The sequence below is a fragment of the Agarivorans sp. QJM3NY_30 genome (assembly GCF_050870855.2).
Classification (GTDB): Bacteria; Pseudomonadota; Gammaproteobacteria; order Enterobacterales; family Celerinatantimonadaceae; genus Agarivorans.
This window is the reverse complement of the sequence record NZ_CP194038.2, coordinates 2,677,107-2,700,995: the sequence shown is the minus strand read 5'-3', so window position 1 is coordinate 2,700,995 and position 23,889 is coordinate 2,677,107. Positions and strand designations below refer to the sequence as shown.

Below are 23,889 nucleotides of genomic sequence, written 5' to 3'. Positions count from 1 at the left end.
AATGACCAACTCGTGTAAGACCTTGACCCTTTCAGCAAGAAATGCTGTGTTTTAGGTTCCCAATGGCTTATCGACACTGAGCGAAGGCGTCATGATTGTTTTACCGTTTGGTCATTGCCTTTATTCAACAATAATCATCGTGGGGTAGCGTATGTGGAACTATTCAGAAAAGGTAAAGGAACACTTCTTTACACCTAAAAACGCCAAAGCCGTAGAACAAGCCAATGCGATTGGTGATGTCGGCTCAATCTCTTGCGGTGATGCTTTACGCCTGAGTTTGAAAGTGGATCCAGATACTGACGTGATCGAAGATGCGGGCTTTCAAACCTTTGGCTGCGGCAGTGCTATCGCATCATCTTCGGCATTAACTGAAATGATCATTGGTCGCACCATCGACCAAGCGCTGCAGATTTCTAATAAAGATATTGCCGATTACTTAGATGGTTTACCGCCAGAAAAAATGCATTGTTCGGTGATGGGCATGGAAGCCCTGCATGCTGCAGTGGCGCAGTATCGTGGTGAAGAGATCGCCGAAGAACATGAAGAAGGTGAGCTGATTTGTAAGTGTTTCGCCATTGACGACGCAATGATTAAGCGAGTTGTTGCACAAAACCAATTATCAAGCTTGGAAGAGGTGATCAATTACACCAAGGCGGGTGGGGCCTGTGCTGCTTGTCATGAAAAAATTGAATGGGTATTGGAAGAATGTTTGGGTGAGCCCTTGCAAGAAACTAGCAAGGTGGTGAAGCCAGTTGTTGCCGCCAGTACCATTGTGGCAAGGATCCGCATCATTGAGCAGACTCTAGATGACATTCGTCCGCAGTTGCAAGCCGATGGTGGCAATGTTCAGCTCTCGGATGTGGAAGACGATATGGTGTTTTTGTCACTCAGCGGTGCTTGTTCTGGCTGTGGATTGTCGGCGGCCACCTTAGCCATGATTGAACAAAAAATCAGTGAAGCCCTAGGTGAAACCATTACTGTGTACCCAACAGGTGCGCCTAGCTTAGTGTAAGGGAGAACAGATATGAGCGAATTAAAGCCATTGGCTTATCTAGATAATAATGCGACCACCCAAGTTGACCCTAAAGTATTGGAAACCATGCTACCTTACTTAAGTGAACACTATGGGAACCCATCGTCGATCCATCAGTTTGGTGAGCAAGTCGGCAAAGCCTTGGAATTGGCGCGTACTCAGGTTCAGACAATGATCGGTGCCAGTCACAGCAGCGAAATTATTTTTACTTCCTGTGCCACGGAGGCAACCACCACCGCCATCATGTCGGCACTGGAAGCCTTTCCTCAGCGTAAAGAAATTATCACCTCGGTGATCGAGCATCCCGCCACTTTAGATCTGTGCCAAACCCTAGCGCGTAAGGGTTATAAAATTCATTGGATCGAAGTTGATTCTCGGGGACGTTTAGATATGGAGGCCTATAAAAAGGCGCTAAGCCCCAATGTCGCGATCGCGAGCTTTATGTGGGCAAACAATGAAACGGGTAGTTTATTTCCAATCCGCGGGATGGCCGAATTAGCCAAGCAGCACGATGTATTGTTTCATACGGATGCGGTTCAAGTTGCCGGAAAACTTCCGATCCAAGTTGCCGATAGCGGTATTGATTTGTTGTCTTTATCGGGTCATAAGTTTCATGCACCTAAAGGTGTTGGTGCTTTGTATTTACGTCGCGGCGCAAAATTTAGACCCTTGTTGCGAGGAGGCCATCAAGAACGTGGTCGCCGTGCTGGCACCGAAAATAGCAGTGGTATTGTTGCTTTGGGTAAGGCTTGCGAGTTAGCGCAGTTCTCGATTGAACAAGATTCACCTCGAATTAGTATGTTAAGAGACCGACTCGAGCAAGGTTTGTTGGCGAAAGTGCCAAATTGCTTTGTGACCGGCGATCCCCGTCATCGTGTCCCCAATACCAGCAATATCGCCTTTGAGTTTGTGGAGGGGGAGTCGATTTTGTTGATGTTAGATCAACATGGTATCGCCGCCTCTTCAGGTTCAGCCTGTACCTCGGGGTCGCTAGAGCCTTCGCATGTGATGCGAGCGATGGACATTCCTTATACGGCAGCGCACGGGGCTATCCGTTTCTCATTATCGCGCTTTACCACCGATACCATGATTGATCAGGTATTAGCGGTATTGCCGGGAATTATTGCCAAGTTGCGGATGCTTTCTCCTTATTGGGATGCCGCAGCGGATCAACCTGCGCAGGAAAGTTTTAGTCCAGTTTATGGCTAACTTAGGCTTATTGTGGAATAACGGAGGTAAGCATGCTGATCATTAACGATACAACGCTACGTGATGGTGAACAAACGGCAGGCGTCGCCTTTAGTGCCAGTGAGAAGCTACAAATTGCGCAAGCGTTACAGGCCGCGGGGGTGAGCGAGTTAGAAGTGGGGGTGCCCGCAATGGGCGCTGCCGAGCGTGAAGTGATTCAAACCATTAGCGGCCAATTAAGGCAGACTAAAACGATGGGCTGGAGCCGTTTACATCGCGATGACATTGCCGCCGCCGCCAATTTAGGTCTGGATTATTTGGATATCTCGGTGCCAGCGTCGACCCAGCAACGCCAATCTAAAATGGCGATAAGTCAGGCAAGCTTACTACACCGTTTGCAATGGCATATCGCGCAAGCACAGGATCTGGGTTTGCAGGTTTGTGTTGGGATGGAAGATGCTTCGCGTACGCCGCTCGATGAACTCTATAGAATTGCTGATGCCGCGCAACGGGCCGGAGCTCTGCGTTTACGTTTTGCCGACACTTTGGGAGTGTTAGATCCATTTACCACCGAAATCTTGATCGCTGGGCTGAAAAGCCATTGTGATTTGCAGATCGAAATGCACGCCCATGATGACTTGGGCATGGCCACGGCCAATAGCTTGGCAGCAATTCGGGCGGGCGCTGACTCGGTTAATACAACAGTGATTGGCTTAGGCGAACGTGCCGGTAATGCGGCCTTAGAAGAAGTGGTTATGGCATTAAATGTGACTCAATTGGTGGATAAGTGCCAGCTTCCAGATATTCAATTAGCAAGTTTGCCCTCGATTTGCGCCATGGTGGAGCGGGCATCGGGTCGCGCAATTGGAGTGAATAAAAGCATTATTGGCCAACAGGTGTTTACCCATGAATCGGGGATCCACGTTGATGGTCTACTCAAAGACCCGAACAACTATCAGGGTTTTGCACCCGAATTATTGGGGCGCAAACATCACTTGGTATTGGGTAAGCACTCTGGCACAAAGGCGATCCGCTCAGTGTACCGTGAGCTGGGGATTGCTGTAGATTTAAAGCAGTGTGGTTTGCTCAAAGCCATCTTGAGTGATTGGGCGGAAACCTACAAGCGGAGTCCTTCTAATCAAGAATTAGTCGATTTTTATCAATACAGTCTTAAAAGCTTCAGTCCCTTAAGTTTGGAACTTAGCGCCTAACAGAGTGGAGTTACAGTGTGGCATTAGCAAAGCAGCAAGCGGCCCAGACGCAAGATATTGAACAATTGGTGGCCTCCTTAGACGGCGCCGAAGCGTTTTTACAGTGTTTTGAGGTGAGCTATCAACCCGCTTTATTGCAAGCTAAGCGGGTGGTGTATTTACGTTTATTAGGGCAGTTGTTGGAAAAAAAACCAGCCACGACTTATCAAGAGTATCAAGCAGCGGTCGCAAAGGCCTACTGTTTGTTGGAAAAAGGTGTGGTGGTGGCGCATGCCGCCCCAGCATGTAGTACCTGTAAAGGATGTTGAAGTTATAGAGGTAAAGCCGATGTATACAGCAAAATTTGGTTATGGATGTAAGGTTAGGGTGATTGAGAACATCCGTAATGACGGTAGTTTTCCAGGGTGTAAGAAAGGTGCGCTGCTGGTTCGACGTGGTGCCACTGGTTACGTTCGTCAATCGGGATATCATTTACAGAATCAAATTGTTTATCAAGTTCAATTTCTTAGCCGCGGTTTAACCATTGGCTGTAAAGAAGTTGAGTTGATGGATGCTGAACTGGTATGGCAGCCTAATCAATTTGAATATGGGGACAAGGCCGCTTTAACACTATCCTTGTCGCAGCAGGGGGAAGTGGTTGCGAGTAAAGGTAGTATTGTTGATGTACTGGCGGTAAGGCGAAAACCGCAGATGCAGCCACATTACCGAATTCAGTATGGCGAAATTGATGTGGAAGTACCGGAGCGAGCCTTGATGCCTTTAGAGGAATTGGCCTATGTTGGATGAATTAGGTTTATTAGCGCCAGTCTCGGAAGAAACTCAGGCTTACCTCGTGATGAAAACTAGCTTAGCGCTGTTTGAGTTAAATCCGGATCAATTGGATGCTGCGCAAACTAAAGAATTAGCCAGAGTGGTGAGCAAAACCCAAACCATTCAGCAAAAGGTGCTTGGCTCTGCCGAGGCCAGCCAGGTATATATCACTCCAGAGCAATTGGACAAGGCGATTGAGCTGGTTGAACACAGCTTTGATTCGCCAGCTGAATTTGCCAAAGCCCTGAGTGCCAATCAGCTCAGTGAGCAAAGCTTACGCAGTGCGGTGGCTCAGGAGCTGACCAGTGATGCGGTATTAGCCTATGTGTGCCGTGATATTTTACCGGTGAGTGAGCAGCAAGCCTTAGACTACTACCAACACAACATCGCCAAGTTTACTCAGGTGCAGCGGCGTGAAGCTCATCATCTACTGATCACCATTAATCCCCAATTTAAAGAAAATACTCCGGCTCAGGCGAAGGCGCGGATTTCTCAACTGGCTAAGCAAGTCAATGCGGACAACTTTGAGCAGCTGGCAGAGCGACATTCAGAATGCCCAACAGCGGTAAACGGTGGCTATTTAGGCTTAGTCGAGCAGGGGCAGCTGCTACCTGAGTTAGACATGGTGCTGTTTAATATGGCAGCAGAAAGCTTCAGTCCTGCTATTTTGTCGGACATGGGTTATCACCTAGTTTGGTGTAAGCAGCATGTTGCCGAGCATCAGGTGCCTTTTGCACAAGCCAAGCAAAAAATCCAAGATGGTTTGCTCAATCAGGCGCATAAGTTGCGCCAGCGGCAGTGGTTAACTCGGCTTTGTCAGGGCGGACAGTTGAATTAGCAGGTGAGGGGCGCAATATCATTTGTAAATAGGTCTATCTAACTTAGATATAATTTTTGCACCACGACAGTTCTAAGGGGCTGGCGACGCCGTCGGCCCCCATATTCAATACATGAGTATAGATTTGGGTGGTTTGGATATCGCTACGCCCCAGTTGCGTTTGAATGGTGCGAGATCCCTTTGTTTAGCTCACTTAAAAAGCGCTCAACTTCTCGGTTGTGCATGTCTTTGGGATGGCGTTTTGGGTTGAACAAAATAAAGCGCTTTATCCATGCTAAGTCCCTTCGAATTGTTGTTTCTCTAAAGCGCTTTAAGCGCATTTGTTCCTCGATAAACGCGAGATATGGTGGGCTCATATGTCGACCTTTGTACTGTGATTATATACAGTTAAATGGGTTCCCATCTTTCTGCAAATGCATTACCATCTTTCACGCATGGTCAAAATGGTGATTCACTGATATGCTGTTGATAAAATTAAATATTAAAGGGTGTGTGAATTTCTGTGATGCGTGATAGGTGGTAACTTCGCATGCGTGAAAGATGGGAATTTGCATATTAATATACTGTTATATTGGCATCACACCGTGGAGTTATAATTGTTCGAAGAGCTACTTGAACTTGTTGAAACCAAGCTTCGTGAAAATGGAGAAGAGCCAACTTATGAAGATATTATAAATTTGGCATCAAAAATTTTAATCGAAGATACAAATGAGCAAGAAGAAATAAACGTTCAGCGTGTTATTTCTGAGCATGATGCATTTATAAAAAGAAATAGAGAACGATGGAAGTTAGGCTTCCGAAAACTTCATGCTCTACGAGAAACTTGCCTACAAGCAGGGATGAACTTTCAAGAACAATTCTTAAAAATACCAAAATATGAAACAGATGAGTTAATTGGTGTATTGTTACGCCAACATGCACATGCATGTCGCATTAGCGGTGAAATCATACATCTTTTAGAAGGTGGTTATCCAGATGCTGCTTTAGCTCGTTGGCGCACTTTATATGAAATGGTTGTAACATGTCTGGTTATCAATAAATGCGGAAAGAAAGCCGCAATTGATTATATAAAACATGGGATGGTCAAAACAGCCGAAGGAATTGAGGAGCATAGAAAAACGTCAGATGCTATGGGTTTGGAAACCTTTACAGATGACGAAGCTGAGTATTATGCAGCTCTTAAAGAGGAAATCACAGATGGTAAAGCAAGTTGGCACTGGGCTAGAGAACACACGGGTTTTGCTAAATTTGAAAAGCTTCGAGAGTATGTAGAGCTTGATAAATGGTCACATAATTACAAATTAGCTAGTCGTAATGTGCATTCTGATTACTTTGAAATGGCTTCTCTTTATGCAATGAATGAGGCTAAAGAAGATTTGCTCCTTTGTGGTCAATCGAATTCAGGGTTAACAGATCCAGCTCAGTTTACGGCAATTAGTTTAGCTCAAATAACATCGGTATTTCTGTCTGCCTACATCCAAGATGAGAATAGTGGCTTAGATTACAAGGATTCAGTCCTGTTTATGAAAATAATAGATAATTACGTTAAAGAGGTTGGCGAGGCATTTATCAGTGTCGAAAAGCCAATATAACACATATGAGCCTCCGGGTAGTCAATAGGCGAGCCTAACTTATTTGACTGCTCTTGCAGTCAAATTAAAATCAATCAACAAATGCATCTACTTCGTCTGTCAGTTAGCTGTCAAATCATCGTTTACAGCAAACACATATAGAGGCTCTCTTAGTGCGATCTTATCGCTGCCTGAGGCTATCCGGTCCTTCGGAATGTCAGGGGCACTAGACATTTATCGGTTAACCCTAAGATGGCACTATTCAAGTCACAGGGGCTTTATGCACAGTTAGTGTCAGGCTCATTTAAGGTGTAAACGATTTTGTTGATTGTACTTAATGCGCGCCAATAAGGTGTCTAATCAAGTCGGCGTAGCTTAAATAGCCTTTGGCATAGTGATGATGGTGATGAGTTATTGCTTCATTAGCCACATCATTCACGGTCATGCTCGCTTCTCTTTTTAAGAGTATCTAGTTAGACGTTCAGCTCACCTTATTGCGCGACTTACCCTTTCAAGAATCGCTGTTCATCAAACACCGTTTTGTTCTTCAACATGAAATAGACACAACGGCCAAGTTTATGTGCCAGTGCCGATAATGCTTTAGCTTTGCTCATCCTTTTTTGTAATTGATTAAGGTAGTTGCGGGCTTTGTCATTGCCACGCAGGTAAAGCACAGCCGCTTCTGAGAATGCCCATTTCAAATGAGCATTACCGATTTTGTTGCCGTTAGTGCCGTAGGTTTTACCAGCAGACTGAGCTTTGCACTTCACTAACCGAGAGTAAGATGCAAACTTTTGTACTGATTCAAATCGGGCGATATCACCAATTTCATACAAGATGGTCAGGGATAAAATTTTGCCAATCCCAGGTACGGTCTTTAGCAATTCTAAATAAACGGGGTTATGGTTTTTGGCCTGTTTTTCAATGAACCATTCCACTTGGGCAAGTTCTTTGGCGTAGAAATCCAGTATTGCCATATCCATGTCGATATTACGCTGCACGATAGGGTCTTGGTATTGCTCGCGTAGTTGTTGTCTTGCAGACATGTTTTTAAGGTTTAAGTCAGTGGCAGGCAGATTGTATTGACTGTTGGTGTTAACCACATGGCCTTTGAGCATGGCTCCGTGACGGACAATCTTCATTCTTCGGCGTAACAAGTCTCGCGTAGCACGCATTTCGCGAGGGTAATTGTAAGCAATAGGGAAATTACCACCACGCAGTAGTGTGGCAATTTTAAAGGAGTCTACTTTATCATTTTTGGTTTTACCGCCATGGATAGCTTTCATGTAAAGGGCATGACCTAGAATGAAATCGATGCCCAGTTCAGCACACCAATCAGAGACCCAATACCAGCAATGCATGCACTCAACCCCGACAATGACATTGCCGATATAGGGTTCGAGTATGAGTAACAAGTCATTTTTATTAGCCCCAATCTTTTTGTGGACTGTTAAAGTGGACATCCATATTAAAAACCATAAATACAGTAACAGAGTTAGTGAAGTGAGCACCACTACAATTGTTAAAGTGGACATCCATATTAAAAACCATAAATACAGTAACAGCGTTGGTGAAGTGAACACCACTACAATCATTTAGTTCTGAGGCGATTGTCATGCCGATTAACGGCTAAATTCACCGTAGGTGACTCGGTTTGATAATTTCTGGGCCAATGTGCGTCTCAGCAAGGCAAGGTATCCCCCCATACAAGGCTGATGGTTCAGACATAGTTCGAAAGCAAGCTCGCGCTTAAGCGCGGTTTAGCAAACGTTTGCAGCAACTTAAACCGGCCGTTCGTTTATGTCCCATATGCTGATGGTATTCCCTGAGCAAGCTTTCTTGACCGACTGCCCCAGAAAAGTGCCGTTCAAACTCACCGCTTAAAATCAGCCACTGCGCTTCATTTATCCCTAAGCGTTGGATGATGGAACTTTCGCCACTGTCGATGTCACCCCGTTTATCCTCTCTTACCATGCGTCCGGTCATATCAACCAACTCAAGATAGTCTTTCAGCTCAAAGGGTAAGCCTTGGGGCATCGGCTCTCTTGGGTTACCCACAAAGGGAAACAGGTTTGTTGCCTGGGCTTGTTTTAGCTGAGCGGCTTTTGCTCGTCGCTTTACGCTGGTATGGGCCGAGCTGGAGTGCTCGCCATCTTGGCTCTGATGGGGTTTAGGTCTACGTAAGCCATACACGCCATGAGTGCGGCTTCATCCAAAAGCGCTTGGGATTTAAAGCGTCCTTCCCAAAATCGACCGGTACATTGGTCTTCTTGATTGGCGGCTCGCGCAATGTGTTCGTTTAAATGGCGCATAAACCAGCTTAAGTCATACAGGCGAGTCCGATACACTTCGGCGGTGGCGCGAATGGCTTGTAGTTGCACCTCACTTAACTGCGGACGTAATTCAAGGTTGAGATACATCTGAGTCAGTAAGGTGCCCTGATGCAAGCTATGCCAGCGTTCTAAGACTTCACCCATTGACCAAGCTTCTGCTTGCGGCTGATTAACATGTAGCACGAGGTGGGTATGATTACTCATGACAGCATAAGCACAAACATCAATGGCGAACACCGACGCCAATTTGAGTAGATAATCCTCGACCCACTGGCGGCGGTGCTCATAGCTTTTACCACTTACCTTGTCTTCGCCACACAGAAACGCCCGTCGAACACAACGGGAAACACAATGATAGTAGAGTGTATCCGATAAGCTCACCTGCGAGCGTCTTGACCGAGGCATAATAATAACTCCCCAAATAAACCACTATTGATAGTTTAGACTATAATAAAGGCGTTTCGTTAGTTGGGGTGGGTGTCTTGTTTGACGTTGTTTGACGAGGAAAAGACTATGGACATCCATGATAATAATCATGGAAACAGTTACGACGTTAGTGAGCTGAACACCACTGCAACCATTTAGTCCTCAGGCTGTTGTCATGCCGATTAACGGCTTAATTCATCATTTATGACTCATCTTGATGATTTTTGACGCAATGAGGGCCTCAGCAAGACTGATGATTGAGGGAGGTTCGAAAGTAAACTCGCACTTAAGTGCGATTTAGTGTGTTAAAGTGGACATCCATATTAAAAACCATAAATACAGTAACAGCGTTGGTGAAGTGAACACCACTACAATCATTTAGTTCTGAGGCGATTGTCATGCCGATTAACGGCTAAATTCACCGTAGGTGACTCGGTTTGATAATTTCTGGGCCAATGTGCGTCTCAGCAAGGCAAGGTATCCCCCCATACAAGGCTGATGATTGAGGGTGGTTCGAAAGTAAGCTCGCGCTTAAGCGCGGTTTAGCAAACGTTTGCTGCAACTTAAACCGGCCGTTCGTTGATGCCCCATATGCTGATGATATTCTCTAAGCAAGCACAAGAGCATGGACATCCATCATAAGAACCATGGAGACAGCAACACCGTTTGTGAAAGTAATTCGACTGTAATTATTTAGTTCTGAGGCTGTTGTCATGCTGATTGGTGGCTGAATTCACAGTAAGTGACTCATCTTGATGATTTCTGAGGCAATGCACGCCTCAGCAAGGCTGATGATTAAGATATTGTTCGAAAGTAAACTCGCGCTTAAGCGCGATTTAGCAAACGTTTGCTGTGTTAAAGTGGACATCCATATTAAAAACCATAAATACAGTAACAGCGTTGGTGAAGTGAACACCACTACAATCATTTAGTTCTGAGGCGATTGTCATGCCGATTAACGGCTAAATTCACCGTAGGTGACTCGGTTTGATAATTTCTGGGCCAATGTGCGTCTCAGCAAGGCAAGGTATCCCCCCATACAAGACTGATGATTGAGGGTGGTTCGAAAGTAAGCTCGCGCTTAAGCGCGGTTTAGCAAACGTTTGCAGCAACTTAAACCGGCCGTTCGTTTATGTCCCATATGCTGATGGTATTCCCTGAGCAAGCTTTCTTGACCGACTGCCCCAGAAAAGTGCCGTTCAAACTCACCGCTTAAAATCAGCCACTGCGCTTCATTTATCCCTAAGCGTTGGATGATGGAACTTTCGCCACTGTCGATGTCACCCCGTTTATCCTCTCTTACCATGCGTCCGGTCATATCAACCAACTCAAGATAGTCTTTCAGCTCAAAGGGTAAGCCTTGGGGCATCGGCTCTCTTGGGTTACCCACAAAGGGAAACAGGTTTGTTGCCTGGGCTTGTTTTAGCTGAGCGGCTTTTGCTCGTCGTTGTACGCTGGTATGAGCAGAGCCCTCTGGTGTACTTGCCATCTTGGCTCTGATGGGGTTTAAGTCTACGTAAGCCATACACGCCATGAGTGCGGCTTCATCCAAAAGCGCTTGGGATTTAAAGCGTCCTTCCCAAAATCGACCGGTACATTGGTCTTCTTGATTGGCGGCTCGCGCAATGTGTTCGTTTAAATGGCGCATAAACCAGCTTAAGTCATACAGGCGAGTCCGATACACTTCGGCGGTGGCGCGAATGGCTTGTAGTTGCACCTCACTCAACTGCGGACGTAACTCAAGGTTGAGATACATCTGAGTCAGTAAGGTGCCCTGATGCAAGCTATGCCAGCGTTCTAAGACTTCATCCATTGACCAGGCTTCTGCTTGTTGCGGATTAACATGTAGCACGAGGTGGGTATGATTACTCATGACAGCATAAGCACAAACATCAATGGCGAACACCGACGCCAATTTGAGTAGATAATCCTCGACCCACTGGCGGCGGTGCTCATAGCTTTTACCACTTACCTTGTCTTCGCCACACAGAAACGCCCGTCGAACACAACGGGAAACACAATGATAGTAGAGTGTATCCGATAAGCTCACCTGCGAGCGTCTTGACCGAGGCATAATAATAACTCCCCAAATAAATCACTATTGATAGTTTAGACTATAATAAAGGCGTTTCGTTAGTTGGAGTGGGTGTCTTGTTTGACGTTTTTGACGTTTATTGTTTGACGTTTATAGCCGAAGCCTGAGTCGACTGTATGGCGATGTATTGCATAGTCTATTTAAGTGGTTAAATCGCAGAAGTGGACGGCGAAGTTACAATTGGCTGGGGCTTAAGCAAATGTTACAGTGTTTTCATATTGAGAAGTTACGCGTTAGCAAACGAGCTATTGTTGTTGACTGGTACTAGGGTCGTGTTTTACACGAGCGAATATAACTGAGGAGCCGGATGCGGTCGTTCTACCACGACGGCATTCAAGGATGAGTATGATTAAATTTAAAATGGTAAGTGTAATTACCGCAGTTATAGCACTTACATTGTGTCTGGTTTTTCTGATCACGCCTGAAGTTATATTTATGTTGTTTAATATCGATGAGAATAGCTCGGCTTTCTTTATTGGTAGAAGAGCTGCAATGTTATTTTTGGGGATTTCATTAATAACTTGGGTCGGTCGAAATGCCTCCCATTCAGACTCTAGGCAAGCAGTATGCCTGGGCCTTGCCATTTCTATGTTTTCGTTGGCTGTACTTGGGACTATAGAATACCTTCGTGGGTTTGCTGGTTTCGGTATTTCTTTAGCCGTTATGACAGAAACTTTTCTTGCTTTACTATATTTTAAAATATGGTTTAGTTGTAAAAATGCCATACAATAAGAATAGGTGTCGCGTAGCCGCCACCTTATTCGGGTGTTGAACAAGCCCGATGCTCCCTTCTATAGTAAATAACGGTATTGATGTTGGCGGGGCCAAGGCCTTGTTACTTTTTACAAGGCGAGTTTGGCAACAGTCAAACAAGACACCCACCCCAACTACTCAAACGCAGCCCCATGGAATACAAGATCAAGAAGAAGACTTGATAGCGGTCTAGCTTCACGGTTCTTCACGAATGGGTAACGGAGGTAATCCGTGACGAAATTTATTGGAATGCGATCAAACTAAATTGTCTTCCGACAAGGTCTGGCTACTGAATAACAAGCATATAGCCCTTGGTTTAGCCACATTTTTTTAGTTTGAATTAGCGCTTAGCTCCAAGCCCAACTCAGGTTTACTATTCACTAGAAACGCGGTTGTTGCGGACCAGACCCCGTTTAACATTTCTACACAATTTGCCAAAACGAGAGAGATCATCAAAGCTGGGGATCACCCCTCGCCGAATCGCATGTTCCCAGTAAGTGAGCTGATCGTCTACCAGTTCCATTAATTTCTTAGGGCAGCCAATACAGCTGTTATCTGGTCCGCATACAAAGGTATCTTCTTGATAAAGCGGGAATTCTTGTTTAACTGCGTGAATTATTTGTAGCATGGCGGTCACTCGGTCGGGCTTTTTACTCAAGGCTTGAATCATTTATTGTCTTTAGTCATACAATTAATTTCTCATTTACTCTAAAGTTTTTCAAGTCTGGTCGTTACTGGCTAAACCGAGGGTGTCGACGCGGAGGCTTTAGCACGGCAGTTGAGCTGTATTATTAGGTATTTCAGTCGCTCTTATAAAAAATTCATCAAGTTATGAATATTGAAGAATTATTTTACTAAACAATCACTTCTGCTTGTCTCTATACTGTTTACATAGAGTTTTAAAGGAATGAATCATGAGACGTATTTTTTGGTCTTTGTTGATGTTGGGGGGCCTGAGTGCTTGCGACTCTTCAACACCATCTCAGGCCCTAGGGACCATAGAGCGTGATCGCATCACGCTTAGTGCCACCAGCAATGAAATTATTCGCAGTTTGCCAATGACCGAAGGTTCAGCGGTAAAGCAGGGGCAGCTGTTGGTGCAGCTAGATAACCTTAGCCAAACGGCAATTGTCGCTCGAGCGAAGGCTGAACAGGCAAAAGCCCAAGCTTACCTATTACGCTTAAGTAATGGTGAGCGGAGCGAAGATATTGCGAGTGCTCAAGCAGAGGTTAATCGGGCTCAGGCTCGGGTTGTAGAAATGCAAAAAAGTTATTTGCGAGCCCAACAATTGGTGAATCAACAATTAGCGAGTCAATCGAGTTTAGATAGCGCTTTGGCCGAGCGAGATAGTGCTCAGGCTAGTTTAGCCGCTGCGCAGGAAGGCTTTGCTAAGCTGACTGCAGGGTCTCGATTTGAAGATGTAGAACAAGCCAAGGCCGCTTTAGATGCCGCTCGCGCCGAAGTTGCCTTACAACAACATAAATTGGATGAGCTGAGCATTGTGGCTACCCGAGATGGGATCTTAGACAGTCTCCCCTTCAACTTGGGGGAGCGAGTGACTAACAATGCGGTGGTGGCGGTGTTGCTCGCCGATCGTTTGCCCTATGCACGCGTGTATGTGCCCCAGTCATACCGGGCTAAGCTACAGCTTGGTCAGGCCTTAACGGTACATGTGGATGGCGTCGATCGCAGTTTTAGTGGGGTGGTGCGTTGGTTAGCGACAGAACCCGCGTTTACTCCCTATTATGCACTCACCGAGAATGAACGCTCGCGCCTTATGTATTTAGCCGAAGTCGATCTAGAAGCCGCCGCTGGCGCATTACCCTCGGGTTTACCGGCACAAGTAGATTTGCCTGAGGCCAGCCAATATGAGTGAGTACGCGATTGTTGCTAATAATATCAGTCGCAAATTTGGCGATTTTACCGCCGTAAACCAGGTGAATTTGAATGTTACCAAGGGTCATATTTATGGTTTCTTGGGACCGAACGGTTGCGGAAAATCCACCACCATTCGAATGTTAACTGGTCTGTTAAGCCCGAGTAGCGGTGAAGTGAAAGTCTTAGGATTGGATATTCCTAAGCAGGCCGAGACCTTGCGTTTAAAAATTGGTTATATGACGCAGAAGTTCTCCTTATATGATGATTTAACGGTGCAGGAAAATTTACAATTTATGGGACAAATTTTTGGTATGCCCAATAAGTCCTTAAATCATCGTTTAGAGCAACAGTTGAGTACCTATGGTTTGACTCAGCGGCGTAAGCAGCGAGTGGGAGGAATGAGTGGTGGACAAAAGCAACGTTTGTCTTTAGCCGCAGCCACCATGCATCAGCCAGAACTGTTATTTTTGGATGAACCTACCTCGGCCGTGGATCCAGAAAATCGTCGCGAGTTTTGGGAGCAATTGTTTGATTTAAGTGATCAGGGCACCACTATTTTGGTGGCCACCCACTATATGGATGAGGCCGAACGTTGTCATCGATTGGCGATTTTGGAATCAGGAGAGATGCGCGCCGACGGCGATCCAGAAACGCTGATGAACAATATGGGGGTGAACGTGGTGGAATTAAAAGCCGCCAACTTGCGGGAGTTAAAACAACAGTTAATTCAGCATCCAGAAATTCGTTCAGCTGCACAATTAGGGATCCGCTTGCGGGTCTTGGTCGATCAGCAAGTTGCTGATCCTATTGGCTGGCTAGTGAAGCATTATCCACAGCTGCAAGGGGCTGAGCTAAGCCTTGCTCGGGCGAGTTTAGAAGATGTATTTGTAAGCGTGACCGGTAAGGGACGCCAATGAAATCTGTATTTCGAATTAAGGCGGTGATGCTTAAAGAGTTTCGTCAACTGGCCAGAGATAGAATTACCTTTGGTATGGTGGTGATGATTCCTTTGATCCAGTTGTTGCTGTTTGGCTTTGCAATTAATACCGATGTGCGCAATATCCCAGTGGCGGTGGTGGATCAAAGTGGCAGCAGCAGTGGTCGCCTCATTGTAGAGTCGCTCAAGGTGGCTCAGGTTGTCCAGGTGAACCAGTTCTATGCAAGCATTGCTGAAGCTGAGCAAGCGATTGAACAAGGTAGGGTGCGCGCGGTACTCATTTTACCGAAGGATTTAGAGCAACGCTTAGCGCAAAATAGAGCCTTGGGACAGTGGCTGGTAGATGGTTCAGATACCATGGTCAGCTCCGCTATTATGCAGTTACGGATGATGCCTTTAAATGATTTACAATGGCGAATCAATACTCAGCCTAATACTTTTGATGTGACCCTGTTGTACAATCCAAGCCGCCGTTCGGCGGTGAATATTGTACCGGGTTTGCTCGGTGTTATTCTTACTATGACGATGATTCTATTTACCAGTGCCGCGATTGTTCGCGAGCGAGAACGGGGCAATTTGGAGTTGTTGATTGCGACCCCAATCCACTCTATTGAGCTAATGATCGCTAAAATTGTGCCCTATGTGTTTGTGGGATTGATTCAAGTGACCATTATCTTGGGTTTAGGGCATTTCATTTTTTCGGTGCCGATTAACGGTGCGCTCAGCCAAGTTTTATTCGGGACGCTGCTCTTTATAGCGGCCAGCCTTACCTTGGGTTTGGTGATATCCACCATTGCTCAAACTCAGTTACAGTCGATGCAAATGACGGTGTTTATTTTACTGCCTTCAATTTTATTGTCAGGATTTATGTTTCCCTATGAAGCGATGCCCGTTGCCGCTCAATGGATTTCTGAAATTTTGCCCGCGACTCACTTCATGCGGATGATCCGCGGGATTGTGTTACGAGGTGCTGATTTGAGCGATTTATGGCGAGATAGCCTATGGATGGTGGCCTTCACGATCATTGGTTTAGTGGTGGCCTCATTCCGCTTTAAGAAAAGTCTTGATTAGTGAATGTTCAGTCAATTATTGGCTTAACCAACGCCGAAAGGCGCGACGAAAATTACTGACATCAAAAAAGTTCATCGCGGTGCTTAGCTGATTATCGCTGTAGTTATATTGCGCTTGTAGAAAAAATGCATGTTGCTGGCGAACTTCATCACACAGTAAGCGGTAACTGCTGTGGTGACTTTTTAATCTGCGCTTTAAGGTCGCTGGACTCAACGCGAGTTGTTGGGCGATTTGTTCTAGACTGGGTAATTGGCTGATGTTTTGTCGTAGCAGCTCACGAATGATACTCAGTAGACTGTCGTGCTGGCTAAGGTTTACTTTGCTGTGGGCCAGTTGATAAATGATGGCTGAATGTTGTTGCCAAGGTTTATCCAAGTATTGTTGAGCGATGCTCAAGGCACTATAAGTTTGGCTAAATTTTACTTGGTCTCCAAGGTGAACTTGATATTCTGCCCGCCAGCTGGGGGCGGGGTAATCAAATTGGATCTGCCAAGGCAGGGGCGCAGCGGCTCGCCATTCACATAAGGAGACAATTGCGCTCACCAGCGCTTCTTGTATCCAGCGCCGATAGGCGAGTTGTTCTGGTTGTTGGTTGGGTCGAAGGCTTTCGCCAAAGGGATCTTCAAACAATAAGTGAGTCTGCTCGCGGCAGTCAACGAGGCGTGGTTTTAGCAGTGGAAAATAGTCAGTAAAATGCCGACAAAGAACGCCGAGTAAGCTTCTAAGGTTGGGGGCGTGTGTCAATAAGTGGGAGTACTGTTCAAATACGCCGGGAAACAAACGTTGACCAAATACAAAGCTAATGTCTCGATCGTTCGACTGAAGACTAATATTTAAACATAGTCGGGCTAATTGTTTAGGGCTGATCTTTAGCTCGCCGCCTAAAATATCTTGATAAAAAATTCCCGTTTTACGGAGTAAAAAGTGCGGCTCAGCCCCGCGCTCAAGCAGCAGATCGAGTAATAGGGCTAACTGGTGTTCGGCGGGGATGAAACGTTGCTGGTTTTCCAAGACCTGAATGCTGAGATTAATTGGCAAGGACTTCACCATGACTTGCTTGTTTGAGAATCGTTAGCTGTTGATTAGCTTGTTCTAGGAGTTGTTGAACCGCCTGTTGCGGCGAATCGGCAAGTTCTGCTGACACTTTTACCCAGTGAAAACTGGGGTGAATTGCTTGGTTTTGCTGATTGCGAAAGCAAAAATGTTGCAGTAGCGTGGATAGTTGCTGACTGAGTATCGCGGCTTGTGGCGGCGAGTGATTGAGCAAAATCGCAAATCGTTGTCCAGCGTAACGGCACAACAGTGCATCCGGTGGCAAAGCTAACAGTAATAATTCGGTGATGGTCATTAATAGCTTATCGGCTGCGCTGCCGCCATAGCATCGACTGAGCGCATTAAAGTCGGCAACTTCTAGCAACAACAGTTGGTTATTTAGCCAAGTTTTCGGCTGTTTGGCGCGTTGCAATAACTGTTGCTGTAAATATTCAAAGCCAGGAATGTTCAATCCACCATCGATTGCTGTCGGAGCAGGGCTTAACAATTTACGACGGCTCAAGTAACGGCTAATTTGTTGTTGTTCGGCCCGCCAAAACCATAGCGCGGCGGTGAGCAATAAAAATCCAACAGGCATCGACTCTAGCCAACTGTCCCAGCGGATCCCAGATTCAAGTTGAAAAAACTCATCTAATAGATCTTGGCTAAGTGCTAATACCATGGCGATTAATCCGCAAGCAAATAGATCGGTAAGCCAACCCTTAGCACGTACTGAAAGAATAATTATCAGCCAACATACAATCAGCAGCGCCGTCGCGCCTTCTCCAACAATGTCGACCCAGTCTAATTGAGCCCATGATTTTATTTCGCCATGGTGAGCATTTAAGCCAATTAATCCCACTAAGCTCACCACTTGTAACAACAACCACCAGCGATGTGGCTTTAAAGCATAATAAAGTTCGGCACACACGTAGCCTAAATTTTTTCGATGATTCAATCTTGTTTAACCTTGCTTAACCTTCGCCTCTCGCGGGGAAAAATGAAAAATAGTCCGATTAGCTCATATTGTTTTTCATTGAACCCCGTTATTCGTGGCGGATCCATAGTTTAGGCATAGTTTAAACCGCTTTTATGACGGTTTTAATTTGATTCAATTAGTCTCAATAGCTCACTTCTCGTTGAGTATGTGCACTTCAACGCTCTGTACAGGGAGTACGCCAACTTACTGTCATAAAAGTGCCATTTGGGCTGCTTAAGGTCGCTGGCAATCTTCATTACAAAGGAATATCGAATGCGTCATTTAGGATTAAGTAGTTTAACCATTATCTTGAGCATTGGTGGTTTAAGCGCATGTGGCAACAGCGATACAACTGCTGCAGTCACAACGCCCTTGAGCACCGAGCTTAAAACAACGCTCACTTATGATGACTTCGGCGATGCAGCTTATTGGTTTAATCACAGTGACTCGAGCAAGAGCCTATTAATTGCGACGCTTGAAGACGACGGTTTAGCGGTGTTTTCAAGCCATGGAGAACAGCTACAGCAGTTGCAGGGTATTGCACCGACCAGCGCTGATATTCGTTATGACATTAGCGATCAACATGCCGGCAGTGCCGATATTTTAGCAGTGGCTTTACCCGAGCAGCAGTCTTTCGGATTTTATGCGATTAGCGATGGCCAAAGTGGGCCGTTGACTGATTTAGGCAGCTTTGATGTTGGCTTCAATGCCGAAGGTTTATGTTTATATAAAAATATCACCACGGGTGAGCTGATGGTCACTGGTGTAGCCGATGACGGGATGGCGAAACAATTTAAATTGAGTTTTGATGGCAGCCAAGTGAGCAGTCGATTGCAAGATGTGAACGGAGTGGCACTGCCAGTTCGCGAATTTTCAGTGGGGGGGAAGTTAAGTGCATGTATTGCCGATGACGAATTGGCAAACTTGTATATCGCCGAGCAAAATATAGGGATTTGGGCTTATGGTGCAAATCCCGAGAATGTGAAAGAGCGTCAGCTGGTGGATGGGGTGGCACCACTTGGTCACTTACAAGAAATTGAAGGTTTAGAGCTTATCTATCAAGCACAGGGGAAAGGTTACTTAGTTGCTGCTGATGAAGGTGCAGGCCTACTGTTTTATCAGCGTGATAACTGGGTTTTTAATTCGCAGCAGCGGGTTGCTGGTATCGATGAAACCAAAGCGTTAGCCGTGGCTGAAGATGGCTTATGGTTGGCTAACTCCGAATTAGAACAACCAATTTATGAGAAATTGAGCTTTACGGCGCTTAATCAGCAAAATGGCTTAAGTGCTCGGCCAATCAGCGATGTATTAGCGCATCGAGAACTTTCCCTCTCCGGGGTGGCTTTAGTCGCGGCGACAGGAGAAACCGCAGCGGTTGACGACGATGGTGATGCAGCCGATGATCCAGCGTTTTGGTTAAATCCCGACGATGCCGAACAAAGCTTGATTATTGCGACCAATAAACAAGGCGGCTTGCTTGCTTATAACTTGCAAGGTCAGCAAGTACAGTACTTGGCTCAAGGTAAACCCAATAACGTCGATATCCGTTCCAAGGTGCAAAATTTCGCGGGGCAAGACATTAGCATAGCGGCAGCCAGCAATCGTGAACTGAATACCATCGCTCTTTATCAAATACGCTCTGCTGATGGCCAAGATCCAATCGTGCCGCTTGCTGCTTTGGGTAATGCCGTGCATCCAGATGCGGCGGAACTTCAATCTTCACTCGATGAAGTTTACGGTCTGTGTATGTACCAATCGGCAGACAATACCGCCTATGTGTTTGTGAATGGTAAAAACGGTCAAGTTGAGCAATGGCGCTTAACACCAGTTGAGGGGGGCTTTAGTGGTGAGGTGGTTCGAACGCTGAGTGTGGCCAGTCAGCCGGAAGGTTGTGTAGTGGATGACAGTAGCGCTACCTTATATCTAGGCGAAGAGGACCAGGCAATCTGGCAATTTAGCGCCGAAGAAGGAGCCGATACTCAAGCGAGCTTATTTGCCAAAGTTGATGGAGAGAACTTGGTTGCCGATATTGAAGGCTTAACCCTATATGATGATGGCATTCATAAATATCTACTGGCTTCGAGCCAAGGTAATAATACTTATGTGGCCTACGATCTGGCTCAGAATAATCGTTTGGTGGGGCATTTTGCGATTATCGGTGATGATAATCTGGGGGTCGATGGTGCCAGTGATACAGATGGAATTCACGCGGTATCGGCGAATTTGGGAAGTGCTTACCCTAAGGGATTATTTATTGCGCAGGATTGGTATAATATCGATGCCAACTACCAACAGTTGAACCAAAACTTTAAACTAGTTGATTGGCAGACGATCCAAGCCAGCTTTGATGACTAAGATTGACCGATTATATCGCCGTTAGCCTTTGGTTAACGGCGATAGCTATTGCCTTGGTTATAAGCACCAGCTTGCGCTTATTGTTACTTGAAGCCGCTTTCATGCACGACTTATCTAGGTTTGTCTAAATCATCAACAAGCACAGAACCATCCGAACGCTTCGTCCTCATTAACCGATAGGCTTGAACATAACTGGTGGTGTTGGCTCAAGATTACAGCGAGCTAACTTGATGGACTGTTGTTGTAAGTTCTAATTTAAGTGCTGACTCCAGTGCGCTTTTCTATACTTAACTGTATTCTTATTCATTTGAACCCTCGCTTTAAGCCCATTCACTTTTGGAGTTTTATGAAGTTTTTATGGAGATTAAGCCTAGGTCTTTGGCTCTTGTTGAGCCCTTATTGCTATGCCAATCATTTGAAGCTGTTAATTCTGGAACAACCGCCAATTGAGTATCAACAAAATGGTTATAATAAGGGAATTGCGGTCGACATTGTAAAAGAAGTATTTGCCCGTTTGCATCGATCGGTCACCATCGAAGTTTATCCTTTTGCTCGAGCGCTGCGCATGCTTGAAGAAAGCAAAGCGGATGGAATTTTTGCCATTGTAAAAAAATCAGAGCGACAAGTTTATCTTAACTACAGTGATGAAGTGTTGATTGAGCAAGCCGCAGTATTATATGTGCAAGCACAATCTGAAATTACCTTTAATGGACAATTAGGCGATCTGGGAGCCTATCGCTTTGGGGTACTACGCGGTGCGACTTATGGACCGATGTGGGAGCAGGTTATCGATAGTGGTGGCATTTCTAAAATAGAAAGAGTTGCCGATTATCGTCAGAACGTTATGAAGTTGGTTAACCAGCGGCTCGATGTCATTATTGGCCCAGATTATACCATGGCTTATATTATCAAGGAGCTGGGACAAGAGGGACGCTTAAAACAACTGTCGCCGCATATTGAGGTTGTTCCTACTTATATCGCTTTTTCTAAAAATACGGTTGCGCCTGAACTGGTCGCTGCGTTTAGTGATACTTTAAAGGCGTTAAAGCGTGACGGAACCTATCAGCGGATCATCAACCGATACATTGAGTAATACCGTGGCTACAAATAATGTCGTTTAAGGTCGTTGTCTTAAGAAAATGCCCACCTTGTTGGGGCGGGCGAGGGATTTAATAGCTCAAGCCGAAGCCAAGTTGGTAGAGTGGGTTGGCCGAGTCATGTGCTACATCTTCATCTTGTTCTAATACGGCTTGCCAACTTGAAGGGAGCTCGAAGGGTAAATGTCCTTGCGGTGGTGTCTTGCCAAGCAAGACATCGAAAAAAGCGCTGTCTAAAGCCCCAAAGTTTGCCAACAATGCGCTTGCACTGGGCTCAATTGCCGTGAGTATAGCAGGGCGGTCCAAGTAAATGGAAATAACCGTGGGGATGGCTGCTGCAGTGGCAGCCTGGATTGCTGCGTAGTCTTCACTGCCCGAATAAACACCTTGATGGTCTTGGTCTTGGATCAAGTTGGTTTGGTCGAAAAATCCAAGTTGACCAAAATGTACGTTACCAAATGGTAAGCGCGGATCAGTTTCGTAAGGTGTATTCACCCGTAAGATTGCGATATCGGCATCTTCTAGTTTATCTACAACGGTAAAACCATAGTCTGTCGCCACTTGAGCATTGACTTGATATAAGTAAACCTTCGGGGTCTTGTTTGGACTGAGCGGCAAAGTTTCCGCGTCGTTTTTTAGCAATACATGAGCACGGCTCTGGGTCTTGGTTGCGACGCGTTGAAAATCCTCATTGCCGACAAAATTTGTCACAATAGAAGTGTCAACATAGGGATTTTCAAATAAGCCAAGGTCAAATTTTTGAATTAAGATCCGCTGCGCTGCTTTATCGATTTGTTCATTTGTTATTAATCCTGCGGCTATCGCTTCCAGTAAATGAGAAGGATCTTGTACGCCACCAAACTGGTCAACGCCAGCATCGACGCTTTTGGCATAACGTTCGGCGATTGATAAAGGCTCAACACCCCAGGACATTCCAAAAGGAACCGTCCAAACGCTCACACCATCGGTAAGCTCTTGATCGCTTAAGCCGAGCTGACATTTGTCATTACAGTCATTCACTATCCCCCAGTCGCTGAGCACGACGCCTTTAAAGTTGTATTTACCTCGCAGCAAAGTGTCGAGTATTTGTTTGTTAAAGCCAAAGCCAACTGCTTCAATGTGCTGGTCGTTATAGTTTAATCCGATAGGCTGGCCGTAATAGGGCATCACCGAGCCCACGTTTGCATCAAAGGCGCCTTCAAAGGGGAGTAAATGATATTGAAAGTTACTGCCGGGATAGACTTGTTCTTTACCAAAGTGGTTATGTGCATCAAAGCCGTTGAGTTGTGGGCCCCCGCCAGCAAAGTGTTTCACGACAGAGATGACACTGTTTGGATTGAGCCCTTCGATACCACGCTGAAAACCTTCAATGTAAGCTCCCACCAAATTTTTGGCAATTATGTTATCTTCACCAAAGGTTCCGGCGCTCCTACCCCAACGAGGTTCGGTGGACAAATCAGCTTGAGGAGAGAGCGCTTCATGGATCCCTACCGTACGATATTCCTGACGAGCAATATCGGCAAATTCTTTTACCAGCTCAGGATCATTCAGGGCGGCAAAACCTAATAACTCAGGCCACTGTGAAAAACCTCCAGCCCCAACGGCGGTGGCGTTTGGATCGTTGATAAAATGATTTCGAGGATCGGTGCTAATGGTAACCGGGATCCCAAGACCAATCGCTTCCGCCCGTTGTTGTAGGGCATTGTTATCTTCGGCGATTGCGAGAGGGTCGCCAGCCATGCGCGTAATAAAGGTATTTACATAGTTGTTGAGCAGAGGTGTCATCGCATTGCTGGATATGCGGCCAGCGGAGTCTAGGGGCAAGGTGCCATGCATCATTAAGCCCGCTTTTTGTTTGGTGTTCATTTGGCTGACGAGATCTGAGGCTCGTTCTGCACTAGTTAAACGCCAATCTTCATAGGGGCTGAGCTGCCCGTCTCTATTAAGGTCTTTAAAATGGTAATTGTCCACTTCAATGAGACTCAGTGTTTTATAGCCGAGAGAGGGTTGAAAGTAGATTCTATCATCGGATCCACAGCCATTGAGTAGTGAGAAGGTAACGGCTGTGAGGATTAACACTAGCATTGTTATTTTCATCTTAGTTCCTGTGATTCGGGGTGAGTAAACGGAATCATTTGTCAGTCATGATTTCGGTTCACCATCGACTATATCTAGGAGACGAAAATATGTTTTTGCAATATGGAGCATGCAACACTCAAAATGGTGCGAGTGTAACGAAGTGTGAATAATATGCATTTTTTACCCTATATTACAATCCGTT

At 45.7% G+C, this 23,889-nt stretch carries 20 protein-coding genes and 1 pseudogene; 13 read left to right on the top strand and 8 right to left on the bottom strand.

What is annotated here, in order from left to right:
* Nucleotides 1-151: 151 nt before the first annotated feature.
* Genes nifU through ACRRSX_RS12295 form a run of 6 tightly spaced genes read left to right on the top strand, consistent with a single transcriptional unit; the run spans nucleotide 152 to nucleotide 5,080 of the window.
* Complete coding sequence (gene nifU, locus ACRRSX_RS12320) at nucleotides 152-1,012, top strand: Fe-S cluster assembly protein NifU (protein ID WP_432452901.1); 861 nt, start codon at nucleotides 152-154, stop codon at nucleotides 1,010-1,012.
* A gap of 12 nt (nucleotides 1,013-1,024) precedes the next feature.
* Nucleotides 1,025-2,242, top strand: coding sequence for a cysteine desulfurase NifS (nifS, locus tag ACRRSX_RS12315; RefSeq protein WP_432452902.1), 1,218 nt, complete (start codon nucleotides 1,025-1,027; stop codon nucleotides 2,240-2,242).
* Between the two features lie 32 nt (nucleotides 2,243-2,274).
* Nucleotides 2,275-3,432, top strand: coding sequence for a homocitrate synthase (nifV, locus tag ACRRSX_RS12310; protein ID WP_432452903.1), 1,158 nt, complete (start codon nucleotides 2,275-2,277; stop codon nucleotides 3,430-3,432).
* A 17-nt stretch (nucleotides 3,433-3,449) separates the two neighbouring features.
* Nucleotides 3,450-3,740 (top strand): nitrogenase-stabilizing/protective protein NifW, encoded by a 291-nt coding sequence (locus ACRRSX_RS12305; RefSeq protein ID WP_432452904.1) that lies wholly within the window; start codon nucleotides 3,450-3,452, stop codon nucleotides 3,738-3,740.
* A 19-nt stretch (nucleotides 3,741-3,759) separates the two neighbouring features.
* Nucleotides 3,760-4,218 (top strand): nitrogen fixation protein NifZ, encoded by a 459-nt coding sequence (locus ACRRSX_RS12300; protein ID WP_432452905.1) that lies wholly within the window; start codon nucleotides 3,760-3,762, stop codon nucleotides 4,216-4,218.
* The gene (locus ACRRSX_RS12295; RefSeq protein WP_432452906.1) at nucleotides 4,208-5,080 is read left to right on the top strand and encodes a peptidylprolyl isomerase; all 873 of its coding nucleotides are present in this window, start codon (nucleotides 4,208-4,210) and stop codon (nucleotides 5,078-5,080) included. The genes ACRRSX_RS12300 and ACRRSX_RS12295 overlap by 11 nt, the downstream gene beginning before the upstream one ends.
* A gap of 143 nt (nucleotides 5,081-5,223) precedes the next feature.
* Here ACRRSX_RS12295 and ACRRSX_RS12290 read toward each other — a convergent pair whose 3' ends face one another.
* On the bottom strand, nucleotides 5,224-5,400 hold the full coding sequence (locus ACRRSX_RS12290; protein WP_432461117.1) for a phage integrase N-terminal SAM-like domain-containing protein: 177 nt from the start codon (nucleotides 5,398-5,400) through the stop codon (nucleotides 5,224-5,226).
* Nucleotides 5,401-5,676: 276 nt separating this feature from the next.
* On the opposite strand from ACRRSX_RS12290, the gene ACRRSX_RS12285 reads away from it, so the two are divergent.
* A complete protein-coding gene (locus ACRRSX_RS12285) occupies nucleotides 5,677-6,672 on the top strand; it encodes a DUF5677 domain-containing protein (RefSeq protein ID WP_432452908.1) in 996 nt (331 codons plus the stop codon).
* Between the two features lie 482 nt (nucleotides 6,673-7,154).
* On the opposite strand, the gene ACRRSX_RS12280 is transcribed toward ACRRSX_RS12285, so the two are convergent.
* From ACRRSX_RS12280 to ACRRSX_RS12270, 3 genes and pseudogenes are all read right to left on the bottom strand, one after another.
* Nucleotides 7,155-8,186, bottom strand: coding sequence for an IS110 family transposase (locus tag ACRRSX_RS12280; protein ID WP_432452909.1), 1,032 nt, complete (start codon nucleotides 8,184-8,186; stop codon nucleotides 7,155-7,157).
* 214 nt (nucleotides 8,187-8,400) lie between these two features.
* Nucleotides 8,401-9,389 (bottom strand): annotated as a pseudogene (locus ACRRSX_RS12275) (transposase).
* 1,102 nt (nucleotides 9,390-10,491) lie between these two features.
* The gene (locus ACRRSX_RS12270) at nucleotides 10,492-11,484 is read right to left on the bottom strand and encodes a transposase (protein WP_432452910.1); all 993 of its coding nucleotides are present in this window, start codon (nucleotides 11,482-11,484) and stop codon (nucleotides 10,492-10,494) included.
* A gap of 366 nt (nucleotides 11,485-11,850) precedes the next feature.
* Between ACRRSX_RS12270 and ACRRSX_RS12265 the strand changes: the two genes are divergently transcribed.
* Complete coding sequence (locus ACRRSX_RS12265) at nucleotides 11,851-12,237, top strand: hypothetical protein (RefSeq protein ID WP_432452911.1); 387 nt, start codon at nucleotides 11,851-11,853, stop codon at nucleotides 12,235-12,237.
* Nucleotides 12,238-12,631: 394 nt separating this feature from the next.
* Here the strand turns inward: ACRRSX_RS12265 and ACRRSX_RS12260 are convergent, their stop codons facing one another.
* Nucleotides 12,632-12,928 carry a hypothetical protein gene (locus ACRRSX_RS12260; protein ID WP_432452912.1) on the bottom strand — a complete coding sequence of 99 codons (297 nt, stop codon included), beginning with the start codon at nucleotides 12,926-12,928 and terminating at the stop codon, nucleotides 12,632-12,634.
* Nucleotides 12,929-13,172: 244 nt separating this feature from the next.
* Here ACRRSX_RS12260 and ACRRSX_RS12255 point away from each other — a divergent pair, with 244 nt between their 5' ends.
* Genes ACRRSX_RS12255 through ACRRSX_RS12245 form a run of 3 tightly spaced genes read left to right on the top strand, consistent with a single transcriptional unit; the run spans nucleotide 13,173 to nucleotide 16,145 of the window.
* Nucleotides 13,173-14,135 carry an HlyD family secretion protein gene (locus ACRRSX_RS12255; RefSeq protein ID WP_432452913.1) on the top strand — a complete coding sequence of 321 codons (963 nt, stop codon included), beginning with the start codon at nucleotides 13,173-13,175 and terminating at the stop codon, nucleotides 14,133-14,135.
* Nucleotides 14,128-15,054 carry an ABC transporter ATP-binding protein gene (locus tag ACRRSX_RS12250; protein ID WP_432452914.1) on the top strand — a complete coding sequence of 309 codons (927 nt, stop codon included), beginning with the start codon at nucleotides 14,128-14,130 and terminating at the stop codon, nucleotides 15,052-15,054. Before ACRRSX_RS12255 ends, ACRRSX_RS12250 begins: the two co-directional genes overlap by 8 nt.
* Entirely contained in the window at nucleotides 15,051-16,145 is a 1,095-nt protein-coding gene (locus ACRRSX_RS12245; RefSeq protein ID WP_432452915.1) for an ABC transporter permease, read from the top strand. The genes ACRRSX_RS12250 and ACRRSX_RS12245 overlap by 4 nt, the downstream gene beginning before the upstream one ends.
* A gap of 15 nt (nucleotides 16,146-16,160) precedes the next feature.
* Here ACRRSX_RS12245 and ACRRSX_RS12240 read toward each other — a convergent pair whose 3' ends face one another.
* Together ACRRSX_RS12240 and ACRRSX_RS12235 are read right to left on the bottom strand one after the other, a co-directional pair.
* Nucleotides 16,161-17,183: an AraC family transcriptional regulator ligand-binding domain-containing protein gene (locus tag ACRRSX_RS12240; protein ID WP_432452916.1), complete on the bottom strand. Its 1,023-nt coding sequence runs from the start codon at nucleotides 17,181-17,183 to the stop codon at nucleotides 16,161-16,163.
* On the bottom strand, nucleotides 17,173-18,135 hold the full coding sequence (locus ACRRSX_RS12235) for a diguanylate cyclase domain-containing protein (protein ID WP_432452917.1): 963 nt from the start codon (nucleotides 18,133-18,135) through the stop codon (nucleotides 17,173-17,175). Before ACRRSX_RS12235 ends, ACRRSX_RS12240 begins: the two co-directional genes overlap by 11 nt.
* Nucleotides 18,136-18,429: 294 nt before the next feature.
* Between ACRRSX_RS12235 and ACRRSX_RS12230 the strand changes: the two genes are divergently transcribed.
* Nucleotides 18,430-20,511 carry a phytase gene (locus ACRRSX_RS12230; RefSeq protein WP_432452918.1) on the top strand — a complete coding sequence of 694 codons (2,082 nt, stop codon included), beginning with the start codon at nucleotides 18,430-18,432 and terminating at the stop codon, nucleotides 20,509-20,511.
* Nucleotides 20,512-20,857: 346 nt separating this feature from the next.
* A complete protein-coding gene (locus tag ACRRSX_RS12225; RefSeq protein WP_432452919.1) occupies nucleotides 20,858-21,604 on the top strand; it encodes a substrate-binding periplasmic protein in 747 nt (248 codons plus the stop codon).
* A gap of 76 nt (nucleotides 21,605-21,680) precedes the next feature.
* Here the strand turns inward: ACRRSX_RS12225 and ACRRSX_RS12220 are convergent, their stop codons facing one another.
* Complete coding sequence (locus ACRRSX_RS12220) at nucleotides 21,681-23,705, bottom strand: glycoside hydrolase family 3 N-terminal domain-containing protein (protein ID WP_432452920.1); 2,025 nt, start codon at nucleotides 23,703-23,705, stop codon at nucleotides 21,681-21,683.
* Between the last annotated feature and the right edge of the window lie 184 nt (nucleotides 23,706-23,889).